Genomic DNA, 22342 nt, shown 5'->3' on the forward strand with positions numbered 1-22342 from the left:
AAATGGATAAATTACCAAAAATTGCATTACCGGCCATATTCGGCTTAATAGTTCTTGTAATATTAATTTCAAAATCGGCCGTTACCATTGGCTCAGGTGAAGCTGGAGTGCTGTACAAGACCTTTTCTGGAGGGGTTGTCACAGATGAGGCACCACTGGGAGAGGGATTCCAGATAGTTGCGCCTTGGAACAAGGTCTTTATATATGAGGTAAGGCAACAGGAAGTTTTGGAAAAAATGCAAGTATTATCATCCAATGGTCTTGAAATTAAATTGGAAGCTTCGGCCTGGTTTGAACCAAAAAGAGAATTTTTAGGAAAATTGCATCAGGAAAAAGGTACGGACTACATACAACGCGTATTATTGCCAACCATTAGATCTGCCGCAAGAAGTGTTGTAGGAAGATATACCCCGGAACAGCTTTATTCCAGTAAAAGGGATGCCATTCAGCAAGAAATCTTTGAAGAGACCGAAAAAATTGTAGATGGACAATATATTCAGCTCAATGAAATATTGGTTAGGGATGTAACCTTACCACCTACTATTAAAGAGGCTATTGAGCGTAAGCTTAAACAGGAACAGGAATCTTTGGAGTATGAATTTAGATTGGTAACGGCACAAAAAGAAGCTGAAAAGGTACGGATAGAGGCCCAAGGTAAAGCGGATGCCAATAGTATATTAAGCGCTTCTTTAACCGACAAAATATTACAGGACAAAGGTATTGATGCTACCATTAAATTATCGGAATCCCCTAATGCCAAGGTAATCGTTATTGGAAGTGGAGAATCGGGAATGCCAATTATACTGGGGAATCAATAATAATTTAACAATTTTAAAATAAATTGTTCCGTATAAATTTTCCAAGGTTGAAAAATAGTTTTAATTTTGCCTTAACATGAAAAATAACAGGACACATCATCATCATTTCTTCACTTGCAATCAAGCGAGCTAGGAATGTATTGTTGTATCTAAACTATATTCTAACCCGTTTGAGCAATCAAACGGGTTTTGTATTTAACAACCTGTTAGATTTGTTCAGGCCAAAAACAAAATACCAAAAATGAAAAAAATTAGAATTGCGATCCAAAAAAGCGGGCGATTAAACGAAGACTCACTTCAAATATTAAAAGACTGTGGTATCTCCATAGACAATGGAAAAGATCAACTTAAAGCCTCTTCCAGAAATTTTCCTTTAGAGGTTTTCTATCTTAGAAATGGGGACATTCCCCAATATCTTAGGGACGGGGTCGTAGATATTGCCATTATTGGTGAAAATGTGCTCATAGAAAAAGGTGAGGATATTTCCATTGCTGAGAAACTGGGTTTTTCCAAATGCAAAGTATCCCTGGCCGTTCCCAAATCGGTCAAGTATAAATCGGTGACCGATTTTGAAGGTAAAAGGATTGCCACTTCCTATCCCAATACCGTAAAAAATTATTTGGATAGCAAGGGCGTAAAAGCAGATCTTCACATTATAAATGGTTCTGTAGAAATTGCCCCAAATATAGGTTTGGCAGATGCCATTTGCGATATTGTTTCCAGTGGAAGTACATTGTTCAAAAACAATTTAAAGGAAGTGGAGGTAATGTTGACCAGTGAAGCCGTATTGGCCGTTTCCCCACAAATCTCCCAGGAGCGAACAGTATTGTTGGAAGACTTAAGATTTAGGATCCAGTCCGTATTACGTGCCAGACAGTCCAAGTATGTTCTTTTGAACGCACCAAACGAGAAACTAAAAGAGATTATTGCATTATTACCTGGTATGAGGAGTCCAACCGTGCTTCCTTTGGCCGAAGAAGGATGGAGTTCCGTACATACCGTAATAAATAAGGATAAGTTCTGGGAAGTAATCCAAGAGCTCAAAAAAGCAGGAGCAGAGGGAATATTGGTTTGCCCAATAGAAAAAATGGTGTTGTAATAGTGCTATGCTTACTGAATTTCAAATAGGGTTCATTCCGAAGGAGAATATGAATGAAATTTTGCCTTTGGTACAAATGCTCAACAACTATAAAATTCCTGTCGAAACCCTTAAAAGAAGATTGCAGGATATGCTCATAGACGGATATCAATGTTTGGGCGCTTATGATAAAGATGAATTGATCGGCATATGTGGGATATGGGTTTTAAATAAATTATACGTAGGTAAACATCTGGAACCGGACAATGTATTTGTATTGCCGGAATATAGAAGTTCTGGGGTTGGGAAATTAATGTTGGACCGGGTTTTGAACTATGCGTTGGAAATTGGATGCAATACGTCAGAGATCAACTGCTATATTAATAATGATAAAGGAATTCAGTTCTGGGACAGCCAAGGTTATAAAGCTATAGGTTACCACATGCAAAAAGTATTATAAGAATGAATAAAATATACAATCCGGAAAGAGCACAATGGAAGACCGTTCTAAAACGGCCTACACAATCGGTCTCCGATATCGAGGATATCGTTAATTCCGTTTTCAGGGAAATAAAGGCCGGGGGGGATACCGTTGTTAGTAGCTATACCAAAAAGTTTGATGGTGTGGTCTTAAAGGACGCTTTGGTACCATCTGTAGAGATAGAGGAATCCAATAAATTGATTTCCAACGATTTAAAAGCAGCCATTCAACAAGCTAAAAACAATATTGAAAAATTTCATAAGGCCCAAAAAACCGAAAAAATTACAGTAGAGACAGCAGATGGCGTACAATGCTGGCAGGAAAAAAGGCCTATACAAAAAGTGGGATTATATATTCCAGGAGGTACAGCCCCTCTGTTTTCCACCATTTTAATGTTGGCTATACCAGCCAATATTGCCGGGTGCAAAGAAATTATCCTGTGTACCCCTCCCAACAAGGAAGGGAAAGTACACCCGGCCATTTTATATGCTGCCAACTTATGTGGGGTTACCAAAATATTCAAGGTGGGTGGCATCCAAGCCATTGCAAGCATGACTTTTGGGACGGAAACCATTCCTCCTGTGTATAAAATATTTGGACCGGGTAACCAATTTGTAACCGTTGCCAAACAGATTGCCACCAAATACGGAATTGCCATAGATATGCCTGCCGGCCCGAGTGAACTTTTGGTCATGGCCGATGATACCGCCAATGCCGCATTTGTGGCCTCCGATCTATTGAGTCAGGCCGAACATGGAGTGGATAGTCAGGTCATTTTGGTGTCCACTTCAAAAACCCTAATAGATGAGGTTGAAGAGGAGGTGGCCAAGCAAATTAACGACCTGCCTAGAAAAGAAATAGCCGTGAAGGCCATCGCCAATAGTAAGTTGATCTTCGTGGAAGACCAGCAGACGGCTGTGGATCTAATAAATGAGTACGGGCCGGAACACTACATTTTATGTGTTCAGAACGAGGACTTTTATTTAGAACAAACCTATAATGCCGGTTCTGTTTTTATTGGAAATTATACTCCGGAAAGTGCGGGGGATTACGCATCGGGAACCAATCATACCCTACCTACCAACGGATATGCCAAACAGTATAGCGGAGTAAACTTGGATAGTTTTATGAAGAGCATGACCTTTCAAAAAATATCTAAAAAAGGAATTCAGGAAATTGGCAGGACCATAGAGTTGATGGCCGAAGCCGAAGGGCTACAGGCGCATAAAAATGCAGTAACCTTGAGATTGGACAGTTTAAAATAATGGAGCCAATGTATTCAGGCAAAAGACCTGTATACAAGTGGAGCCAAATGGCGAAAAGCATAAAAGAATGAACACGAAAATATTCGATATCAACAATATAGTACGGGAAAACGTAAAGGGATTGAGCCCCTATTCTTCTGCAAGGGACGAATATGTTTCGGACGGCTCCAAAATGGTGTTTTTGGATGCCAATGAAAATCCTTTTGAAACTGGTGTAAATAGATACCCCGATCCGCACCAAAGACGTTTAAAAGAGGTGTTGGCAGAAAAAAAAGGAGTTTCTTCACAACAACTTCTATTGGGCAACGGCAGCGATGAAGTACTGGATCTAATTTTTAGGGCTTTTTGTGAACCCAAAGAGGACAACATTATAAGCCTACCTCCAACCTATGGCATGTACAAGGTACTTGCGGGTATCAACAACGTGGAGAACAGGGAGGTTCTTTTAACAAAGGATTTTGAGCCTAATGTACCCGAAATACTTAGGGTAGCCGACGACAGAAGCAAATTGTTATTTTTGTGTTCCCCTAACAATCCAACCGGGAATAGTTTTTCCAATAGCAGCGTAAGGGAGTTGTTAAACAATTTTAATGGCTTGGTAGTCGTAGATGAGGCCTATATCGACTTCTCGAGTGAAAAGAGCTGGATTACGGAATTATCCAACTATCCCAATCTGGTGGTTACCCAAACCTTATCCAAAGCCTATGGAATGGCCGGGATACGATTGGGAACATGTTACGCTTCAGAAGAAATTATTTCGGTATTGAACAAAATCAAACCTCCGTACAACGTAAATGAATTAACCCAACAAAGAGCTCTGGAGAGGGTTTTGGACACCAATGCGGTTAATTTGGAGGTATCGGATATTTTAAGGGAACGTGAAGCTCTTGTCAATGTATTGGGTAAAGTAGACTTCGTGGAAAAGATATACCCATCCGATGCTAATTTTGTATTGGCCAAGGTAGATGATGCTACCAAAAGATATAATCAACTGCTAAAAAAAGGCATCGTTGTCCGTAACAGAACTACCCAGCCACTTTGTGAAAATACCTTGAGATTTACTGTAGGGACCAAGGAGGAAAATAAGATATTAATAAGTGCATTGCAGAATATAACAACCATATAATACTATGAGTCCGGATACAAATACAAATTCCCCACAAGGGACCAAGAAGGCGAAAAAAGTGCTTTTTATAGACAGGGACGGCACTATTATCAAGGAAACCGTGGATGAACAAATAGATTCTTTTGAAAAAATGGTGTTCTATCCCAAAGCCTTTACTTTTTTGGGTAAAATAGCCAAGGAATTGGATTATGAATTGGTGATGATTACCAATCAGGATGGATTGGGGACCGATATTTTTCCAGAGCATACCTTCTGGCCGGTACATAATTTTATACTTAAATCCTTCGAAAATGAAGGTGTTGTTTTTAACAAGGTTTTTCTCGACAGGACATTCCCACACGAAAATGCAAATACCCGAAAACCGGGAACCGGATTGCTTACCGAGTACTTTTCCGAAGAATATGATCTTGCCAATTCCTTTGTAATAGGCGATCGATTGACCGATGTGGAACTGGCCAAGAATTTAGGGGCCAAAGGAATCTTTATCAATGACAATACCAATTTGGGGACTGGGGAAATATCCGTTAAAAGGGAGGAATTGGATAATTATATAGCCCTTGAAAGCAATGATTGGGAGAAAATTTACGAATTTTTAAAACTGAAAGACCGGGTATCGGAAATAACGCGCAAAACAAATGAAACCGATATTTTTATAAAACTCAATTTAGACGGTACCGGAAAAAGTGATATCAAAACCGGATTGGATTTCTTTGATCATATGTTGGATCAATTGGCACGTCATGGCCAAATGGATCTGGAAATCAAGGTCAATGGAGATCTGGAAGTGGATGAACACCATACCATTGAGGATACGGCCATAGCGCTGGGCGAGGTTTTCCATAAAGCCTTGGGCAATAAATTGGGCATAGAACGATACGGTTTCTGTTTGCCCATGGACGACTGTTTGGCACAGGCAGCCATTGATTTCGGCGGACGAAACTGGTTGGTATGGGAAACCGAATTTAAAAGGGAAATGATAGGTAAAATGCCCACAGAAATGTTTTATCATTTCTTTAAATCGTTTACAGATGGGGCAAAGGCCAACCTAAACATCAAGGCGGAAGGTCAGAACGAACACCACAAGATCGAGGCCATTTTCAAGGCATTTGCCAAGGCCATTAAGATGGCCGTGAAACGCGATGTAGAAAAAATGGTACTGCCAAGTACCAAAGGTGTATTGTAGAAGAAATAAATATGTCCTAGGGACAAAGAAAATGAAAATAGTAATTATAGATTACGGGGCTGGAAATATACAGAGCATTAAATTTGCCTTTCAACGCTTGGGATACAACGCTATCTTGAGCAAGGATGCGGATGAGATCATGGCAGCCGATAAAGTTATTTTTCCCGGGGTGGGGGAAGCCAGTAGTGCCATGAAAAAATTGCGCGAAAGTAAATTGGACCAAATTATACCAAAATTAAAACAGCCAGTATTGGGAATCTGCCTAGGGATGCAATTAATGTGTCATTCTTCAGAAGAAGGAGATACACAGGGCCTTGGTATTTTTGATGTAGATGTGGTTAAATTTTCCAAAGAAGTAAAAGTTCCACAAATTGGATGGAATCAAATTACCAATTTAAAATCCGATCTGTTCAAGAACGTCAAAGAAAAAGAGCATATCTATTTAGTCCACAGTTTTTATGCCCCTTTGTGCGAGGAGACCATAGCAGAAGCGGAATATGGTCTTGGATATAGTGCTGCATTAAAAAAAGATAATTTTTATGGAACCCAATTTCACCCGGAAAAGAGCAGTGAGGTAGGGGAGCAGATTCTTAGAAATTTTATCGAAACAATAGAGACCCCAGTATAAAATATACCAATTGGGACTTAATTTAAAACAGAAATGAGAATAATACCTGCAATAGACATCATTGAAGGAAAATGTGTTAGACTTTCCAAGGGAGACTATGATACCAAGAAAATTTACAATGAGAATCCCTTGGAGGTGGCCAAGGAGTTTGAAGCCCATGGGATAGAATACCTACATTTGGTAGATCTGGACGGTGCCAAATCCAAGCACATCGTAAATCATAAAGTGTTGGAAAAAATAGCCTCCAATACCAACTTAAAAATAGATTTCGGGGGCGGACTCAAAACCGATGAAGATCTAAGGATAGCGTTTGAAAGTGGGGCCAATCAAATTACAGGAGGAAGTATCGCTGTCAAGGACAGGGAAACCTTTATCTCATGGATCAACAAATACAGTCCTGAGAAAATTATTCTAGGAGCGGATGCCAAGGACGAAATGGTTGCCGTATCTGGTTGGATGGAAGAATCCCAAGAGGAGTTGATACCCTTTATCCAAGGGTATCAAAAAGAAGGAATTAGAGGGGTTATCTGTACCGATATTAGCAAAGATGGTATGTTGGAAGGCCCTTCCTTTGAATTGTACCGCAAAATATTGGAGGAATGCGGGCCGAAATTATTGCTGATTGCCAGTGGCGGTATTTCAACTTATGATGAACTCCCCAAATTGGCCGAGTTAGGCTGCGAGGGAACCATAATTGGAAAGGCCATTTATGAAAATAGAATTAGTTTAAAACAATTGGAGAAATTTATACTCGATATCTAACCCATTAATGTTGTTTTAGTATAATGGGAACAAGCTATTAATAGCAATGAAGATATTAACTGGATTAATCTCCAAAGACAAAAATAAAAGCACTCAATGTTAACAAAAAGAATAATCCCTTGTTTGGATATTAAAAACGGTAGAACGGTAAAAGGGATAAACTTTGTAGATCTACGAGATGCAGGAGACCCTGTGGAACTAGCTGAAATCTATGCCAAAACTGGAGCGGACGAACTTGTTTTCCTTGATATTTCCGCTACAGAGGAAAGGAGGAGAACCTTGGCCGATTTAGTCCTTCGCGTTGCTGAAAAAGTCAATATTCCGTTTACTGTAGGAGGTGGCATTTCTTCCGTGGAAGATGTGGATATTTTGCTGCACAACGGAGCAGATAAAGTATCCATAAATTCATCGGCCGTAAAAAACCCTCAATTGATCAATGATCTCGTAGCCAAATTCGGCTCCCAATGTATAGTGGTTGCCATAGATGCCAAACAAATAGATGGGGAATGGATAGTACATTTGGTAGGAGGCAAGGTCCCAACAGAACTAAATCTTTTTACCTGGGCAAAGGAAGTGGAAGACCGTGGGGCGGGTGAAATCCTGTTTACTTCCATGAACCACGATGGCACTAAGGACGGATTTGCCAACGAAGCTTTGGCCAGATTATCCACCGAATTGAATATTCCCATAATAGCGTCGGGCGGCGCTGGAAATATGCAACATTTCACGGATACCTTTAAAGAAGGTAAGGCCGATGCAGCTTTGGCGGCAAGCGTTTTTCATTTTAAGGAAATCGAGATCAAGGACTTAAAGGAAGAGTTGAAAAGAAACAATATACCGGTTAGATTATAAAACCATTATGGAATCCAAAATCATGAATATAGACTTCAATAAAAATAACGACGGACTGGTCCCGGCCATAGTACAGGATGCAACTACCAAAAATGTACTTATGCTCGGGTATATGAACCAAGATGCCTATAAAAAAACGGTGGACAGCCGTAAAGTAACCTTCTTTAGTCGCACTAAAAAAAGATTATGGACCAAAGGGGAAGAAAGCGGAAATTTCTTGAACCTAGTGGATATTAAACTGGATTGTGACAATGACACCCTATTGGTCATGGTAGATCCTGTTGGGCCAACTTGCCACAAAGGTACCGATACCTGCTGGGGCGACGAAAACAATACTTCCTTTGGATTTCTTTCTGAATTGGAAAATATAATTCAAAACAGAAAAGAACAAGCTGAGGGAAAGGTAGAGATTCCCGAAGGAACAAAGCCTAGCTATGTTTCCTCCCTATTTAAGAGCGGTATCAATAAAGTAGCCCAGAAAGTAGGTGAAGAGGCGGTTGAGGTCGTCATTGAAGCCAAAGACGATAACGACCAGCTGTTTAAGGATGAAAGCGCAGATCTATTGTTCCATTACCTAATATTGCTACAGGCAAAAGGATTTAAACTTCAGGACATAGTTAATGTACTAAAGTCTCGGCATTGATTCATGGATATTTTTCAGATGCCCTAAAATTTGTGTAATTTCCAAATTGATTTTTTTTTGTAAAAAAAATTAACTTATCTTCAAAAATTACAAGGATTAATCAATAACATTATTAAGAGCATAGGCTATGAAATCAAACAGGAGAGATTTTCTGAGAAAAACTTCCATTGCCGGTATGGGTTTGGCAATGACCCCGGCATGGTCCAATTCAATCACTGGCAACAACCCGTATAATACTCCGGCATCTTTATCCAGCGCCAACTATATGGGCGGATTTTCTGCTCCTAAATTGGAAACGGTAAAATGCGCTTTTATTGGGGTAGGTGCCCGAGGGTCTGGACATGCACATCAGATTGCATCCATTGAAGGAACAGAAGTAGTAGCTATCTGTGATTTGTACCAGGATCTTGCCGAAAAATCGGCAAATATATGTAAGGAGAATGGCGGAGGTACCAGGCATAAGAAAATAAGCCTTTACACTGATGGGGAGAACGACTGGAAAAAGATGTTGAAAAAGGAAAAGCCAGATGCCGTCTTTGTGTGTACCCCATGGAAATTGCATGCGCCTATGGCCATTGAGGCTATGAATAGTGGGGCCCATGTTTTTGTTGAAGTTCCTCTTGCCCTTACCATTCAAGAGATGTGGGATATTGTGGATACCTCGGAAAAGACCCAAAAGCATTGTATGATGATGGAAAACGTCAACTACGGCAGGGAAGAACTACTCTACCTAAATATGTGCCGTAAAGGTGTTATTGGGGAGTTGCTGCACGGGGAAGCCTCCTATATTCATGAGTTAAGAGGGCAAATGAACGAAGTTGAGCGTGGCACAGGTTCATGGCGCACCTATCATTATGCCAATCGGGATGGCAATCTATATCCTACCCATGGCTTGGGACCGGTTGCCCAATATATGAATTTAGCTAGGGGAGAAGATAATTTTAAGTTCATAAACTCCTTCTCTTCCCCCGGCAAAGGACGTAATCTATACGCCGCCAAGAATTTTCCGGCAGACCACAAATGGAACAAGCTGGACTTTAAAGGAGGGGATATAAACACTTCTATTGTTAAAACAAACATGGGTAGGACTATTATGGTGCAATGGGACGAAACAAGCCCTAGACCCTATACCAGACACAATATGATTCAAGGTACAAAAGGGACACTGGCAGGCTTCCCGACCAGAATTGCCTTGGAAGGCGGGGTAGAAGGTGGCCCGGATAATCACCACGAATGGGCAGAAGGCGAGCAATTGCAAAAAATCTATGAAAAATACGAACATCCATTATATGTGCGCCTGGGAGAATTGGCAACAAAAATGGGAGGACATGGTGGAATGGACTTTATTATGAGGTATAGAATCATCGAATGCCTGCGTAATGGCCTGCCTTTGGATCAGAACGTATACGAAGGTTGTTATTGGAGTGCTGTTGGTACTTTGAGCGAGGTATCAGTTGCTCAAAACGGTGCTCCTCAAGAGTTTCCTGATTTTACAAGGGGCAATTGGAAAACCACTGCGCCTTTGGATATTGTAGGCTAAAAGCCCTACATAATTATAATAAAAAGTCATTGTATACCGGTCCAACCTAATATTATATGGTCCATGTATACAATGATTTTTTCTTTGATATAAGGAGGGTACTAGACCCAAAAAATTATTCTGTACTGTCAACCCCTGCAACCTCTGTTCTACTATCCATATGGCTTATTAGGTCTTGGGTACTTGTAAATACCTTTTTACTGTAATAACGTCCTCGATCCCAATCCGCAGGGTCCGCAGCTTTTAAGGCATCCGCTATAATGTCCTGGACTTTTTCCGACAGGCCTTCACATTGACTACCTTCCAACAACTTAAAAAGTTTTTCATAAGACTCCAAGGCCTTACCTGAATAGAATTTCTGATGGTCATAGTTGTTCGCCTTCAATGCGCTTTTGGCATGATTCAGGGCGTAAGAGGCGGTAGAATAAATTAATTCACAATCGTCCTTTGCCTGTGCTATGGTAAAAACAAACAATGAAAAGAACAATAAACAAACTTTCTTCATGGGTGCGGGGTTTTAAGATTTGTCTTTAGAAAACGAAACTTTAATCCCAATATTGCTGGCCTATTTCATTTCTATTAGTTTTACACAGGGTTCTTAGCTCCCCTTATATCCAACTAATTTTACTAGGTTTTACCACCAAACAACAAAAAGTTTTTCAACGGTATAATCAGATGATTTCATCCATAATAGTGGCGCATTTTTATTTTCCAATCCAACTGTAATCAAATCTAGTACGTCCTTATGACCTAGCCAATTAACCCCTTGTTGCGGGTCTAATAGCCACTCCTGTTTAGATGGCAAATAATACCGGTATTCAAAAAACTCAGGGGATTTAAATTTGTGGAAAGGAATCCACCTGCCACTAATACAATTGGAATTAAAAGGGGAGAGATCCATGTTATGGGCCATAAAAGGGACAAATAATTGGGATTTAAAACATACCTGATGCAATAGTTCCGAAGGCTTTATATTAAATCTTTGCAGCACGGATGTAGCTTCCGGTGTCTTTAAAAGTGGAATTTGATGGTTTATTATCCTCTCTTTCTTTGCCTTAAAGGAATCGCGTTGATTAGGCCCTATAAATTGGAGCTCAATATTTGTTGACTCCTCAGATATTACATAGAACTTGTATGTTAATTCAACATGACTAAATTGATGACTATCAACATCTTGCAATAAAAAATCTATTTCTCCCAAACTTACTTTTTCTTTCCTTATGGGAATGTTATGTGCTATTACTTTGTATTGCCTTGAATGTTGTATCAGTTTTAGAAAAATGTGTTCTATTTTATGCCCTAATCTTAGCTTGGAGGGAATCGACCCCATATCTAAATTTTCAAAATATATTTCTGGAAATACAAATTGCTTCAAACCATCCAATTCCCCAGTCCAAAGGGTAGGAGTGTTATAAAATGCCTTATAATATGAAAGGTTTTTATGATCCAAGCGATACTAATATAGGTAAAGCGTTAAGTTTTCTTTAAAATGGAAATGGTCTAGACCAAATTAAGTAATTTTATAGTATGGCTATTAATAAAAGAAAAGGGTTTCGATTTTCCAACTATGAAGCCCCAGAGCAAACTCCTTTCGAAAAGCTTTTTGATATTTTCAAGGAACTGATTACACATACTTCGGGTGATGTGGATGAGGCTTTGGATTGGTTGAGGGAGTTGGACAAAGAGTACGAACTTACCGATGAGAATTATACTATTGATGATTTTATAGAAGATCTCAAGGCAAAAGGTTTTCTGAGAGAGGAACCAAAAGACGGTGATGGTGATGGTTCCGGCGGGCAAAAAGCGGATCTGTCCATTACTGCCAAAATGGAACGGATTATTAGGCAAGCGGCCTTGAATCAAATTTTCGGCAAGATAAAACGCAGTGGTTCGGGCAATCATAAAACCGGTTTATCGGGCAGGGGGGATGAACATATGGGTGAATTCAGGGAATATAGATTTGGCGATAGTTTAGAGCGAATTTCCATGACCGAAAGTTTAAAAAATGCCCAAATAAACCATGGTATCGGTAATTTCCATTTAAGCGAAGAGGATTTGGTGGTAGAGGACACCCAGTTCAAAGCCCAAATGAGCACAGTCTTAATGATCGACATTAGTCACAGTATGATACTCTATGGGGAGGACCGCATTACACCTGCCAAAAAGGTAGCGATGGCCCTGGCAGAACTCATCACGACCCGTTACCCAAAGGACACCTTGGAGATTTTGGTTTTTGGCAACGATGCCTGGCCCATTCCGATAAAGGATCTGCCTTATTTAAAAGTAGGGCCCTATCATACCAATACCGTTGCCGGTTTGCAATTGGCAATGGACATGCTCCGTAGAAAGCGCAATACCAACAAACAGATATTTATGATTACGGATGGCAAACCCAGCTGTATTCGATTGGCTGATGGCACCTATTATAAAAACAGTGTGGGCTTGGACGATTATATTGTGGAGAAATGCTATAACATGGCCAGACAGGCCAGAAAGCTCCATATTCCCATAACCACCTTTATGATTGCCAAGGATCCGTATCTAACCCAATTTGTGAGACATTTTACGGAAGCCAATAAGGGAAAAGCCTTCTTTACCGGCCTAAAGGGACTTGGTGAAATGATTTTTGAGGATTACGAACAAAATAGGAGAAAAAGATTAAAGGGATAATTAGCAAAAGCTGTTAGTCAACATACCCTGTACAACGATATAAACAGGGAGACCAAAATATAAATAATTACAGATGAAATTGAATTATAAGGAGATTACCAATCTTGGCGAACTTAGAAAGACTGGATATAAAACAAAAAAAATTAAGGATGAGTTAAGGGCAAATCTTATTGACAAAATAAAATCGGATGAAATTACTTTTCCTGGGGTTTGGGGCTATGAAAATTCCGTGGTCCCGGAACTGGAAAGAGCCATATTATCCAGGCACAACATCAATCTATTGGGCCTTAGGGGCCAGGCCAAAACGCGTTTGGCAAGGCTAATGGTAAACTTATTGGACGAGTATATTCCAATTGTCAGCGGTTCGGAGATAAATGATGACCCCATGAGCCCAATCTCCCGCTTTGCTATAGAAGCCATAAAGGAGCACGGTGACCTAACACCTATTTCCTGGCTGCACAGAAGTGAACGTTTCTATGAAAAATTGGCTACGCCAGATGTAACGGTGGCCGATTTAATTGGCGATGTTGACCCTATAAAGGCCGCAAACCTAAAATTGTCCTATGCGGATGACAGGGTGATACATTTTGGAATGATCCCACGTGCAAACCGTTGTATTTTTGTAATCAATGAACTGCCGGATCTACAGGCAAGGATACAGGTCTCCCTATTTAACATTTTACAGGAGGGCGACATTCAAATTAGGGGATTTAAACTTAGATTACCTTTGGACCTGCAATTTGTATTTACCGCAAACCCTGAAGATTATACCAATAGAGGTAGTATTGTAACCCCATTAAAAGATAGGATAGGTTCCCAAATTTTAACGCACTATCCGGAGGACATTGAAACCGCGCGTAAAATTACCGAACAGGAATCCAAATTGGATAAACGCCAAACCGAGGCCATTTATGTCCCGGATTTGGCAAAAGATCTCTTGGAACAAATAAGTAGGGAAGCCAGGGAAAGTGAATATGTGGATGCCAAAAGTGGAATAAGTGCCAGAATGAGCATAACATCCTTCGAAAATTTAATGAGTACCGCCGAACGAAGGCTGCTAAAGAATGGCCAACAAACAACCATGATAAGGCTGAGCGATTTTATGGGGGTCATTCCCTCCATTATCGGTAAGATAGAACTGGTTTATGAAGGAGAACAGGAAGGTTCGGGCAGTGTTGCGGAAATACTGATCGAAGATGCAGTGAAGTCTCTCTTCCTAAATTATTTCCCTAAGATAGATAAATTGGAGCGCAAGGATGCCGTAGGTCCTTATGACGAATTGGTAAGTTGGTTTTTTGATGGGGAAGGTTTTGATCTGTTGGACGATGCCATCGATAAGGAATACAAGGAAAAGCTGGATAGTATTATTCCACTTCAACAATTGGTTACTAAATACCAACCTGATATTGAAAAGGAGGACACCTATTTTCTAAAGGAATTGTTGTTGTGGGGGCTTGTTGCCCATAAAAAATTAAGTAAGCAGCGATATACTATTGGGTATCAGATAAAAGATGTTTACGGCAGTTTTATAAGAGGATTGTAAAATATAGCTTTGTTACTCCCAGGCATCAATGTGATTATTTAAGTAATCAAAATCATATTTGCCCACTATCCGTTTTCTAATGATAAATGACCAAACGGTTAGTAGAACCAATAGCGTTTGAAGACTAATAATCAAGATGCCCATGGGAACGAAAGAACTTGGAATAACATGGTCCTGAAATTCATTTTGGGAACCAAGAATTAAAAAGGTTTCAGAGATATTATATGCATAGGCCAATAAAACGGCGTACATGACATACTCAATATTTTTCATGATCATATCAGGATATTCCATTTCCGTTATCTTAAACCATAGTACATACAAATAAAGAAAGTGGATCATTGTCAAAAATGGAAAAATATAACTCTCGAACCTATTGAATATAAAGGTATTTCCATACATGCTGTAAAAACCCAGGACTATTAAGGATAGCAGTGATACAATGGTAAGGACAATTATAATTTTAGGAGTGGTTCGTTTAACGGAATTTTCCATAATTACGGTTTAAGATTATAGGACAATTTTCAACATAATTACAACTTAATTCTTGAACCCATGTGGAATTTTCGTTGAATATATAAAAATATAGGACAGAAAAAAGGCGCCTTGGACGAAGTGCCAAAAAGCACGATGAACATATGGCAATCCTATTGTAAAATACGGTTAAGAAACAAACATAAACCCGACCTTCCTTAGCTATCTTTGCCGAGGTTTTGTCAGGATTTAACCAAGCAACATATACACCAAATGCAAACACCCCGTTTTTACTATTTAATACATGTTCAATTTCTGGGCTTTCGTTATAGTGGCTGGCAAAAGCAACCAAATCAAAAAACGGTGGAGGGTATGCTGGTAAAGACCTTAAAATTTGTTTTGCCCAATTCCAAATTCAAAATCTTGGGAGCCGGGCGTACAGATGCCAAAGTATCTGCCTTGAATACGGCCTTCGAATTATTTGTGGATAAGGAACCTCTAGAAGACCTTCAGGTATTTATGTGCGATTTTAATGCAAACCTACCCCCAGATATTCGTATCATCAGCATAGACCAGGTCAATGAAAACTTCAATATCATACAAGAAAGCAAGTTAAAGGAATATGTATATCTTTTTTCCTTTGGACAAAAAAACCACCCCTTTTGCGCGCCGTTTTTGGCAAACATCATAGAGGAACTGGATGTAGAACTAATGTCGGATTGTGCCCGACTTTTTATTGGCACCCATGACTTTTCATCCTATACGGCCCGACTTCAGCCCAATACAAAAGTGCTTAGGACTATAGATTCATGTGAAATAAAAAGAAACGAAATATTAAAGGCCAATTTTTTTCCGGAAGTGAGTTATGCCCTGCATATTACCGGTGAAGGCTTTATGAGATATCAGATTAGGATGATAATGGGGGCTTTGATCCAAGTAGGCAAAGGTGACCTTACGACAATGGACATTAAAGATTCCTTGAAAAAGGAAAACAATACTTTATTGACATATGTGGCCCCTGGTTCAGGATTATTGCTTAATAAGCTAAAGTTTAAATAGCTGCTTCCAAATAAACTGTAGCGAAATAGTCCTATTATTTTTTTTAATCACGGCTTGTCCACATTTCATAGGCTGGATTTCATAAATTAGTAGCTAGAACAAATAGCAACTAGCATCTTAAATTAAGATTCCGACCTATGTCCAAAAAAAAAACAACTCATAAAAAGGCTTCCATTAGACACATTAAGACCGGAAAGTCTCCCGGAACAGTTACTTATTTAGGGAGTAGGGAAGGGGCAAAGAGCGTTGTTAACATTATGGAATATAATCTGCAGGACATTAAAGAATCCACCCTTGATGTCTATGCCCCTTCCAATTTCAATAAAATTATTGCCCACAAAACATCTACATCCATCTCCTGGATCAATGTCATTGGCATTAGTGACGAGAAATTCATTGAAAATTTGGGAAACGCCTTTTCTCTCAATCCATTATCTACGGAAGATGCCGTAAATACGCATCAGCGCCCAAAGATAGACGAATACGACAACTATATTTTTGGGTCATTTAAAATGCTTTATTTGGACGGGAACAATGAATTGGTAGCCGAACATGTTGCCATTGTTTTGATGGAAAATACTGTTCTTGTTTTACAGGAAATGCCCGATGATGTTTTTAACAGCGTTAGGGAAAGGGCCAGGACCAAAACCGGACGAATAAGAACCAAAAGTGCCGATTACTTATTTTTTGCACTGTTGGATGCCATTATAGATAATTATTTTGTGGTGCTGGAGAACGTTAATCACAAAATAGACCTTTTGGAAGAGGAAGTATATGACAACCCCAACCCCAAAACCGCCCATGCCATTCAAGATTTAAAGAAAGAAATACTTAGAATTAGACGGTTTATTTACCCAGTAAAAGAACTTATAAGTAAACTAATTGACTCAGAGCATGTATTAATTAGCGACGATACCAAAATATTTCTCAGAGACACAATGGATCATTGCACAGAAATTAATGACAGTCTTAATATCTTAAGGGAAATGTCCATGAGCCTAATGGAAATGTATATGAGCAACATTAGCAATAAAATGAACGAGGTAATGAAAGTACTGACCATTATGGCCTCTATTTTCATCCCCCTTACCTTTATTGTAGGCGTATACGGAATGAATTTCGAATATATCCCGGAATTGAAGTACCACAACGGATACTTCTATATTTGGGGACTTATGATAGCAATCTTTATCGGCCTACTATTTTATTTTAAAAAGAAGGGGTGGCTATAGTCTAGAGCTTAATTGCCGCCCTTTAATCGAACAAATCCGAGGATAGATAGCGGTCGCCACGGTCGCATACAATAGAAACAATGGTTCCCTCCTCCAAACTTTGGGCCAACTTTACTGCGGCAGCGGCAGCGCCACCACTGCTCATTCCTGCAAAAATACCTTCTTGCTTGGCCAATCGCTTGGCCATATCCCTAGCTTCCTGTTCGGTAACCTCCATCACGGTGTCCACTTTCTTGGGATTAAAAATTTTGGGGAGATATTCTACAGGCCATTTGCGAATACCGGGAATTTTGGCCTCATCAGCGGGTTGTACCCCAACAATTTGAATCTTGGAATTCTTTTCCTTTAGAAAGGTGGATGTCCCCATTATAGTGCCGGTGGTGCCCATGGACGAAACAAAATGGGTGATTTCCCCTTGGGTATCCCTCCATATTTCCGGACCGGTACTTTTATAATGTGCCTTCCAATTATCATCATTGGAAAACTGATTGATCATGATATAACCTTCTTCCTTTACCTTAAGTTCAGCATAATCCCTTGCCCCTTCAATGCCTACATCGGCAGGGGTAAGGGTCACCTTGGCTCCATATGCCCTCATGGTCTGTACTCTTTCCTTGGTGGAATTTTCGGGCATTACCAATTCTATATCCAATCCATAAATTCCCGCTATCATGGCCAAAGCAATACCTGTATTTCCACTGGTGGCCTCAATCAATTTGGAGTTTACATCAAAATCGCCCCTTTCCAACCCTCCTTTTATCATATTAAGGGCGGCACGATCCTTTACGCTTCCTCCTGGATTATTTCCCTCCAACTTAAAAAAAAGTTTAACCTTGGGATTGGTGTTGATTGTTTTTGATATTACCAAGGGAGTGTTCCCTATAATATCCAAAATACTATGAGACATGCGGTAAGGTTTTTATTTTGATAATTGGAGAATGGTAAACGGTAGAATTGGCGGGCACAGATTCTGTAATCCATGCATTTCCTCCAATTATGGAATTTTCCCCGATCACGGTATCCCCTCCAAGAATAGTGGCATTGGCGTATATGGTAACATTATTTTCTATGGTGGGGTGACGCTTTGTTTTTTGCAGTTTTTTGGCCACATATAAAGCTCCCAAGGTTACCCCTTGATAGATTTTTACGTTATTTTTAATTATCGCTGTCTCCCCTATGACCACACCTGTGGCATGATCAATGAAAAACGATTTACCTATTTGCGCCCCCGGGTTAATGTCAACACCCGTTTGTCTGTGCGCATATTCCGTCATTAATCTGGGAACCAAAGGGAAACCATCTTTATAAAGTTCATGGGCAAGCCTGTAAATGGCAATCGCATAAAAACCAGGATAGGCCATATAGACCTCTTCTATAGATAGGGAAGCAGGATCACAATTTACAATGGCCTCTGCATCCAAATTCAATTTTTCAAGTACTTCTGGCAGGCGTACCACAAAATTCGCCCAAACCCTTTGGCAAGGTTTATCTACCTGCCAGCAGGCCAGATTTACCAAGGTATCAAATTCCTTTTCCAACAGATCCAGATTTTCATCTACCGGGGTATCTATATCGAACAAGGTATAAAATAAACGATTGGTAAATAATTCAGTTTTTTCCTTAAGCTCGAACCTCAGGTTAGGCTGATTTTTATGTTCCTTAATATTCTTTATTATAGATGCTTTATCCATTTGCACTTTTTGATTATACATTCAAAATTAACCATTATTTCAAAATCAGCTTATGCTAAATTGGTTAACTTTAGCACAAAGATAATGTGTTATGAGTCGTATACAACAGCAGCTAATTACGAAAGATGTATTTCAATTTTTGGAAAAACTAAAAAAAAACAACACTAGGGAATGGTTTGCGGAGCATAAAACTGAATTCAAGGAGCTGGAAACAGGGGTCAAAAGTTTTTATTCCGCCTTATTGAATAAATTGAAAGCTCATGATGATATTGAAAAATTAAAAATGTTCCGCATCTATAGGGATATACGTTTCTCCAAGGACAAAACTCCCTATAAGACCCATTTTGCAGGTTCCTTTTCCAGGTCCGGACAGCGATTGCGGGGAGGTTACTATTTAAGGCTAAAACCCAATGAAACCTTTATTGCTGCTGGTTTCTGGGAGCCTAATAAAGAAGATCTCCTTAGAATAAGGAAAGAATTTGAAACCGACGCATCGGAAATCCGTTCAATAATGAACAAAAAAAACTTCAAGGAGGTATGGGGCGAAATGCAGGGAGATGAATTAAAAACTGCACCCTCCGGATTCAATAAAGATCACCCCAATATTGATCTGATAAAAAGAAAACAATTCATTTTTGTGAAGAATTTTTCAGACGAGGAAGTCATGTCGCCAGATTTTATGGCGAATGTAGACCTTGCTTTCCAAGCAATTAGACCTTATTTTAACCTTATGAGCGATATACTCACCACTAATCTTAATGGGGAATCGCTTTTGGATTAAAAAATCTATACCGGCTGCAGGGATGCCTTTTCAAAAAACTGAACCTGATCTTTAATACGCTCAATGACCATCTGCATCATGCGCTTATTTAAAGACGACGAATTAAGTATGTATAACTCATACTCCTCAGTGGTAAATTGGCCTATGATAATTCCTTTTAAAGAATTTCTAAACTTAATGTCCTTTTGGATCGCATTTTCTATAAAAATCAGACGTTTGTTCATCCCTAGCTCATAAAAACTATTTTTATGTTTAGTGATGTAATTCTGGAAAACCAAAAGCAGTAAGGAGTTTTGCATTTTAATTACAGGACGCAGGGTTTGGTTTTGAAACCTCTCGTCACTGCTCATTATTTCCGTTACTTTGGCTGAAGGGATTATAGGACGAATTTCCAAAAGACTATGGGACCTATCGCTCATATCATTGGTGTTTTTATAAAGGTAGGTATTAGGGTTTTCCCATATTCGGCAATTCTATATAGTTTTTAACGAGGTTATGAACATTGCTATTTTTCATTTGGAACAAAGCCTTATTTTTCTGAGGAAACAAAAAGTTCAATCTTTTATTTTAAAAAATAGACTACAACATATTTAAGAATAATCTTACTAATATATTGCCCGTGGATTATGGGAATCTAATGATTATAACCCCTATTAATTCCCAAATTGAACAAAAAATTATGATGTAATTTAGATTTACCTAAATCGGTTGACATTTCCCCTTGAAGAGTATTATGGGGCAAATTTCTTTACTAATTTTGCAATAAAAAATAAAAGACATGAGATTTCATACTAGAAAATGGGTGAAACCGGAAGATCTAAACGCCAATGGCACTTTATTTGGGGGCAAGTTGCTTGCCTGGATAGACGAGGAAGCCGCCCTATATAGCATTATACAGTTGGAAAACAAACGAGTGGTTACCAAATATATGTCCGAAATAAACTTTATGAGCACCGCATTAAAGGGCGATATCGTTGAAATTGGCATAGACGTGGTAAAATTTGGAAAGACCTCCTTGACACTTAACTGTGAAGTTAGGAACAAAATGACCAGGGAAACTATTGTCACGGTAGACAATATCATAATGGTCAATCTAGGTGCGGATGGAAAACCCAAACCACATGGCAAGACCAAAATTGAATTTGTAAGGGATCGTCTGGCTACGGAAGTTTAATTAGGGGCGTAAGCTTTCGCCACTTCCTGTACCTCATCCAATACCCGAAGTAAATTGCCTCCCCAGAGTTGTGCAATTTCCTCTTCGGAATAACCTCTTTTAACCAACTCCAGTGTTACATTGGGGGTTTCGGAGGCGTCCGACCACCCTTCAATGCCTCCACCACCGTCAAAATCGGAACTGATTCCCACGTGATCAAGGCCGATTAAATTTACCATATAGTCTATGTGGTCCACAAAATCAGCAACGTCAACGGCCTGCGGCCTATCCGTCCTCTTATTTGCATTGGCTTTGGCCAAACCCACTACTTTGGAATAATTCGCCATAAAGGTCTTTTTCTTTTCATCGGACAGATCGGCAAGCTCATCAAAGGTATACCAATCTATTCCCAAAGAATCGGCTACCTCTTTTTGAAAATCTTTTAAATAAGCGGCATGGACCTCATGTTTTTTGGTATTCAAATAAGAACTAAAGGCCACCGTTTGCACCACACCACCATTTTCCTTCATCAGCAATAGTTGTTCATCGTCCAAATTCCGGCTATGGTTGCATAGGGCCCGTGCAGATGAATGCGAAGCAATAATAGGTGCCTTGGAAAGGGCTATCATTTGTTTCATGGACTCTTTGGATACATGGGATACATCTATCATTATCCCCAACCTGTTCATTTCCTTAACAGCCATTTTACCAAGGTCGCTAAGCCCGTTATGCAACCACACCCCATCGGCCTCACCGGTATTGGAATCACAGAATTGGCTATGTCCGTTATGGGAGAGGGAAATATATCTTGCCCCTAAATTATAATAGTTTTCAAATTCCGAAAGGTCTTCGCCTATTGGGTAGGCATTTTCAACCCCTATCATGGCCACTTTTTTACCTGAATCTACAATTTTGTAGACATCCTTGGAGCTATAGGCCAGATCTATCTCTTTAGGCGCTATTTCCTCGCACAATCTGTGAATGGCATTAAACTTTGCCATGGCATTCTCCTTGGCTTTCGCATACCCTTCTTCTGTTAATTCGCCTTGGCCAGTATAGACTATCAACCAAGGAACATCCAAGCCTCCACTTTTAAGTTTTGGAAGATTTACTTGATTGTCCAATTTCTGGGTATAATTTATGGTATCTGTAAAATTGGCCACATTAATATCAACATGGGTATCAATAGTGATAACATCCTTGTGTATACGTGCCGCTTTTTCTTCGACCGACTCCGTCAATTTTTCCTGTTTTTCCTTACAGGCCATAATCGACAAAAGACATATAAATCCGACAAAATGCTTCATGCTTATAGGTTTTGATACATACAAATAACGGTATTTGACAACATAAAATGAAGCAT

24 protein-coding genes are annotated in these 22342 nt (G+C 39.5%); 17 read left to right on the top strand and 7 right to left on the bottom strand.

The genetic code is table 11. The features are described from left to right. Nucleotides 1–2: 2 nt before the first annotated feature. From U735_RS0112610 to U735_RS0112660, 11 genes are all read left to right on the top strand, one after another. Nucleotides 3–818 (top strand): prohibitin family protein, encoded by an 816-nt coding sequence (locus U735_RS0112610; protein WP_031444165.1) that lies wholly within the window; start codon nucleotides 3–5, stop codon nucleotides 816–818. A 241-nt stretch (nucleotides 819–1059) separates the two neighbouring features. Further along, nucleotides 1060–1917, top strand: coding sequence for an ATP phosphoribosyltransferase (hisG, locus tag U735_RS0112615; RefSeq protein WP_031444166.1), 858 nt, complete (start codon nucleotides 1060–1062; stop codon nucleotides 1915–1917). Between the two features lie 7 nt (nucleotides 1918–1924). After that, nucleotides 1925–2356 carry a GNAT family N-acetyltransferase gene (locus U735_RS0112620; protein ID WP_031444167.1) on the top strand — a complete coding sequence of 144 codons (432 nt, stop codon included), beginning with the start codon at nucleotides 1925–1927 and terminating at the stop codon, nucleotides 2354–2356. Between the two features lie 2 nt (nucleotides 2357–2358). After that, nucleotides 2359–3642, top strand: a complete 1284-nt coding sequence (gene hisD, locus U735_RS0112625) for a histidinol dehydrogenase (protein ID WP_031444168.1) — start codon at nucleotides 2359–2361, stop codon at nucleotides 3640–3642. A 67-nt stretch (nucleotides 3643–3709) separates the two neighbouring features. After that, nucleotides 3710–4768, top strand: a complete 1059-nt coding sequence (gene hisC / locus U735_RS0112630; RefSeq protein WP_031444169.1) for a histidinol-phosphate transaminase — start codon at nucleotides 3710–3712, stop codon at nucleotides 4766–4768. A 4-nt stretch (nucleotides 4769–4772) separates the two neighbouring features. Then, a complete protein-coding gene (gene hisB / locus U735_RS0112635) occupies nucleotides 4773–5951 on the top strand; it encodes a bifunctional histidinol-phosphatase/imidazoleglycerol-phosphate dehydratase HisB (protein ID WP_051892124.1) in 1179 nt (392 codons plus the stop codon). Nucleotides 5952–5982: 31 nt separating this feature from the next. After that, entirely contained in the window at nucleotides 5983–6579 is a 597-nt protein-coding gene (hisH, locus tag U735_RS0112640; protein ID WP_031444171.1) for an imidazole glycerol phosphate synthase subunit HisH, read from the top strand. 33 nt (nucleotides 6580–6612) lie between these two features. Beyond that, on the top strand, nucleotides 6613–7341 hold the full coding sequence (gene hisA, locus U735_RS0112645) for a 1-(5-phosphoribosyl)-5-[(5-phosphoribosylamino)methylideneamino]imidazole-4-carboxamide isomerase (RefSeq protein WP_031444172.1): 729 nt from the start codon (nucleotides 6613–6615) through the stop codon (nucleotides 7339–7341). Between the two features lie 96 nt (nucleotides 7342–7437). Then, on the top strand, nucleotides 7438–8193 hold the full coding sequence (gene hisF, locus U735_RS0112650; RefSeq protein ID WP_031444173.1) for an imidazole glycerol phosphate synthase subunit HisF: 756 nt from the start codon (nucleotides 7438–7440) through the stop codon (nucleotides 8191–8193). A 22-nt stretch (nucleotides 8194–8215) separates the two neighbouring features. Beyond that, nucleotides 8216–8836 carry a bifunctional phosphoribosyl-AMP cyclohydrolase/phosphoribosyl-ATP diphosphatase HisIE gene (gene hisIE, locus U735_RS0112655; protein ID WP_031444174.1) on the top strand — a complete coding sequence of 207 codons (621 nt, stop codon included), beginning with the start codon at nucleotides 8216–8218 and terminating at the stop codon, nucleotides 8834–8836. 127 nt (nucleotides 8837–8963) lie between these two features. Then, entirely contained in the window at nucleotides 8964–10376 is a 1413-nt protein-coding gene (locus U735_RS0112660; protein WP_031444175.1) for a Gfo/Idh/MocA family protein, read from the top strand. 115 nt (nucleotides 10377–10491) lie between these two features. On the opposite strand, the gene U735_RS0112665 is transcribed toward U735_RS0112660, so the two are convergent. Together U735_RS0112665 and U735_RS0112670 are read right to left on the bottom strand one after the other, a co-directional pair. After that, nucleotides 10492–10881, bottom strand: a complete 390-nt coding sequence (locus U735_RS0112665) for a hypothetical protein (protein WP_051892126.1) — start codon at nucleotides 10879–10881, stop codon at nucleotides 10492–10494. A gap of 129 nt (nucleotides 10882–11010) precedes the next feature. After that, nucleotides 11011–11826, bottom strand: a complete 816-nt coding sequence (locus U735_RS0112670) for a DUF1853 family protein (protein ID WP_031444177.1) — start codon at nucleotides 11824–11826, stop codon at nucleotides 11011–11013. Between the two features lie 77 nt (nucleotides 11827–11903). On the opposite strand from U735_RS0112670, the gene U735_RS0112675 reads away from it, so the two are divergent. After that, complete coding sequence (locus U735_RS0112675; RefSeq protein WP_031444178.1) at nucleotides 11904–13046, top strand: vWA domain-containing protein; 1143 nt, start codon at nucleotides 11904–11906, stop codon at nucleotides 13044–13046. 73 nt (nucleotides 13047–13119) lie between these two features. After that, the gene (locus U735_RS0112680; protein WP_031444179.1) at nucleotides 13120–14589 is read left to right on the top strand and encodes a hypothetical protein; all 1470 of its coding nucleotides are present in this window, start codon (nucleotides 13120–13122) and stop codon (nucleotides 14587–14589) included. Nucleotides 14590–14601: 12 nt separating this feature from the next. Here U735_RS0112680 and U735_RS0112685 read toward each other — a convergent pair whose 3' ends face one another. Beyond that, a complete protein-coding gene (locus tag U735_RS0112685) occupies nucleotides 14602–15084 on the bottom strand; it encodes a hypothetical protein (RefSeq protein WP_051892130.1) in 483 nt (160 codons plus the stop codon). A 252-nt stretch (nucleotides 15085–15336) separates the two neighbouring features. Between U735_RS0112685 and truA the strand changes: the two genes are divergently transcribed. Both truA and corA read left to right on the top strand, forming a co-directional pair. Next, on the top strand, nucleotides 15337–16122 hold the full coding sequence (gene truA, locus U735_RS0112690; RefSeq protein WP_031444181.1) for a tRNA pseudouridine(38-40) synthase TruA: 786 nt from the start codon (nucleotides 15337–15339) through the stop codon (nucleotides 16120–16122). Nucleotides 16123–16259: 137 nt separating this feature from the next. Continuing rightward, nucleotides 16260–17354: a magnesium/cobalt transporter CorA gene (gene corA / locus U735_RS0112695; protein ID WP_031444182.1), complete on the top strand. Its 1095-nt coding sequence runs from the start codon at nucleotides 16260–16262 to the stop codon at nucleotides 17352–17354. Nucleotides 17355–17376: 22 nt separating this feature from the next. Here corA and cysM read toward each other — a convergent pair whose 3' ends face one another. Together cysM and epsC are read right to left on the bottom strand one after the other, a co-directional pair. After that, nucleotides 17377–18261 (bottom strand): cysteine synthase CysM, encoded by an 885-nt coding sequence (gene cysM / locus U735_RS0112700; RefSeq protein ID WP_031444183.1) that lies wholly within the window; start codon nucleotides 18259–18261, stop codon nucleotides 17377–17379. After that, nucleotides 18251–19045 carry a serine O-acetyltransferase EpsC gene (gene epsC / locus U735_RS0112705; protein WP_031444184.1) on the bottom strand — a complete coding sequence of 265 codons (795 nt, stop codon included), beginning with the start codon at nucleotides 19043–19045 and terminating at the stop codon, nucleotides 18251–18253. Before epsC ends, cysM begins: the two co-directional genes overlap by 11 nt. Nucleotides 19046–19136: 91 nt before the next feature. On the opposite strand from epsC, the gene U735_RS0112710 reads away from it, so the two are divergent. After that, nucleotides 19137–19826 carry a DUF2461 domain-containing protein gene (locus tag U735_RS0112710; RefSeq protein ID WP_031444185.1) on the top strand — a complete coding sequence of 230 codons (690 nt, stop codon included), beginning with the start codon at nucleotides 19137–19139 and terminating at the stop codon, nucleotides 19824–19826. Between the two features lie 5 nt (nucleotides 19827–19831). Here U735_RS0112710 and U735_RS0112715 read toward each other — a convergent pair whose 3' ends face one another. Further along, on the bottom strand, nucleotides 19832–20245 hold the full coding sequence (locus U735_RS0112715) for a hypothetical protein (protein ID WP_031444186.1): 414 nt from the start codon (nucleotides 20243–20245) through the stop codon (nucleotides 19832–19834). 359 nt (nucleotides 20246–20604) lie between these two features. Here U735_RS0112715 and U735_RS0112720 point away from each other — a divergent pair, with 359 nt between their 5' ends. Beyond that, the gene (locus tag U735_RS0112720; protein WP_031444187.1) at nucleotides 20605–21000 is read left to right on the top strand and encodes an acyl-CoA thioesterase; all 396 of its coding nucleotides are present in this window, start codon (nucleotides 20605–20607) and stop codon (nucleotides 20998–21000) included. On the opposite strand, the gene U735_RS0112725 is transcribed toward U735_RS0112720, so the two are convergent. Next, nucleotides 20997–22286: a dipeptidase gene (locus tag U735_RS0112725; RefSeq protein ID WP_031444188.1), complete on the bottom strand. Its 1290-nt coding sequence runs from the start codon at nucleotides 22284–22286 to the stop codon at nucleotides 20997–20999. The two genes, U735_RS0112720 and U735_RS0112725, sit on opposite strands and share 4 nt — an antisense overlap. Between the last annotated feature and the right edge of the window lie 56 nt (nucleotides 22287–22342).

It is taken from the genome of Arenibacter algicola (assembly GCF_000733925.1).
GTDB lineage: Bacteria > Bacteroidota > Bacteroidia > Flavobacteriales > Flavobacteriaceae > Arenibacter > Arenibacter algicola.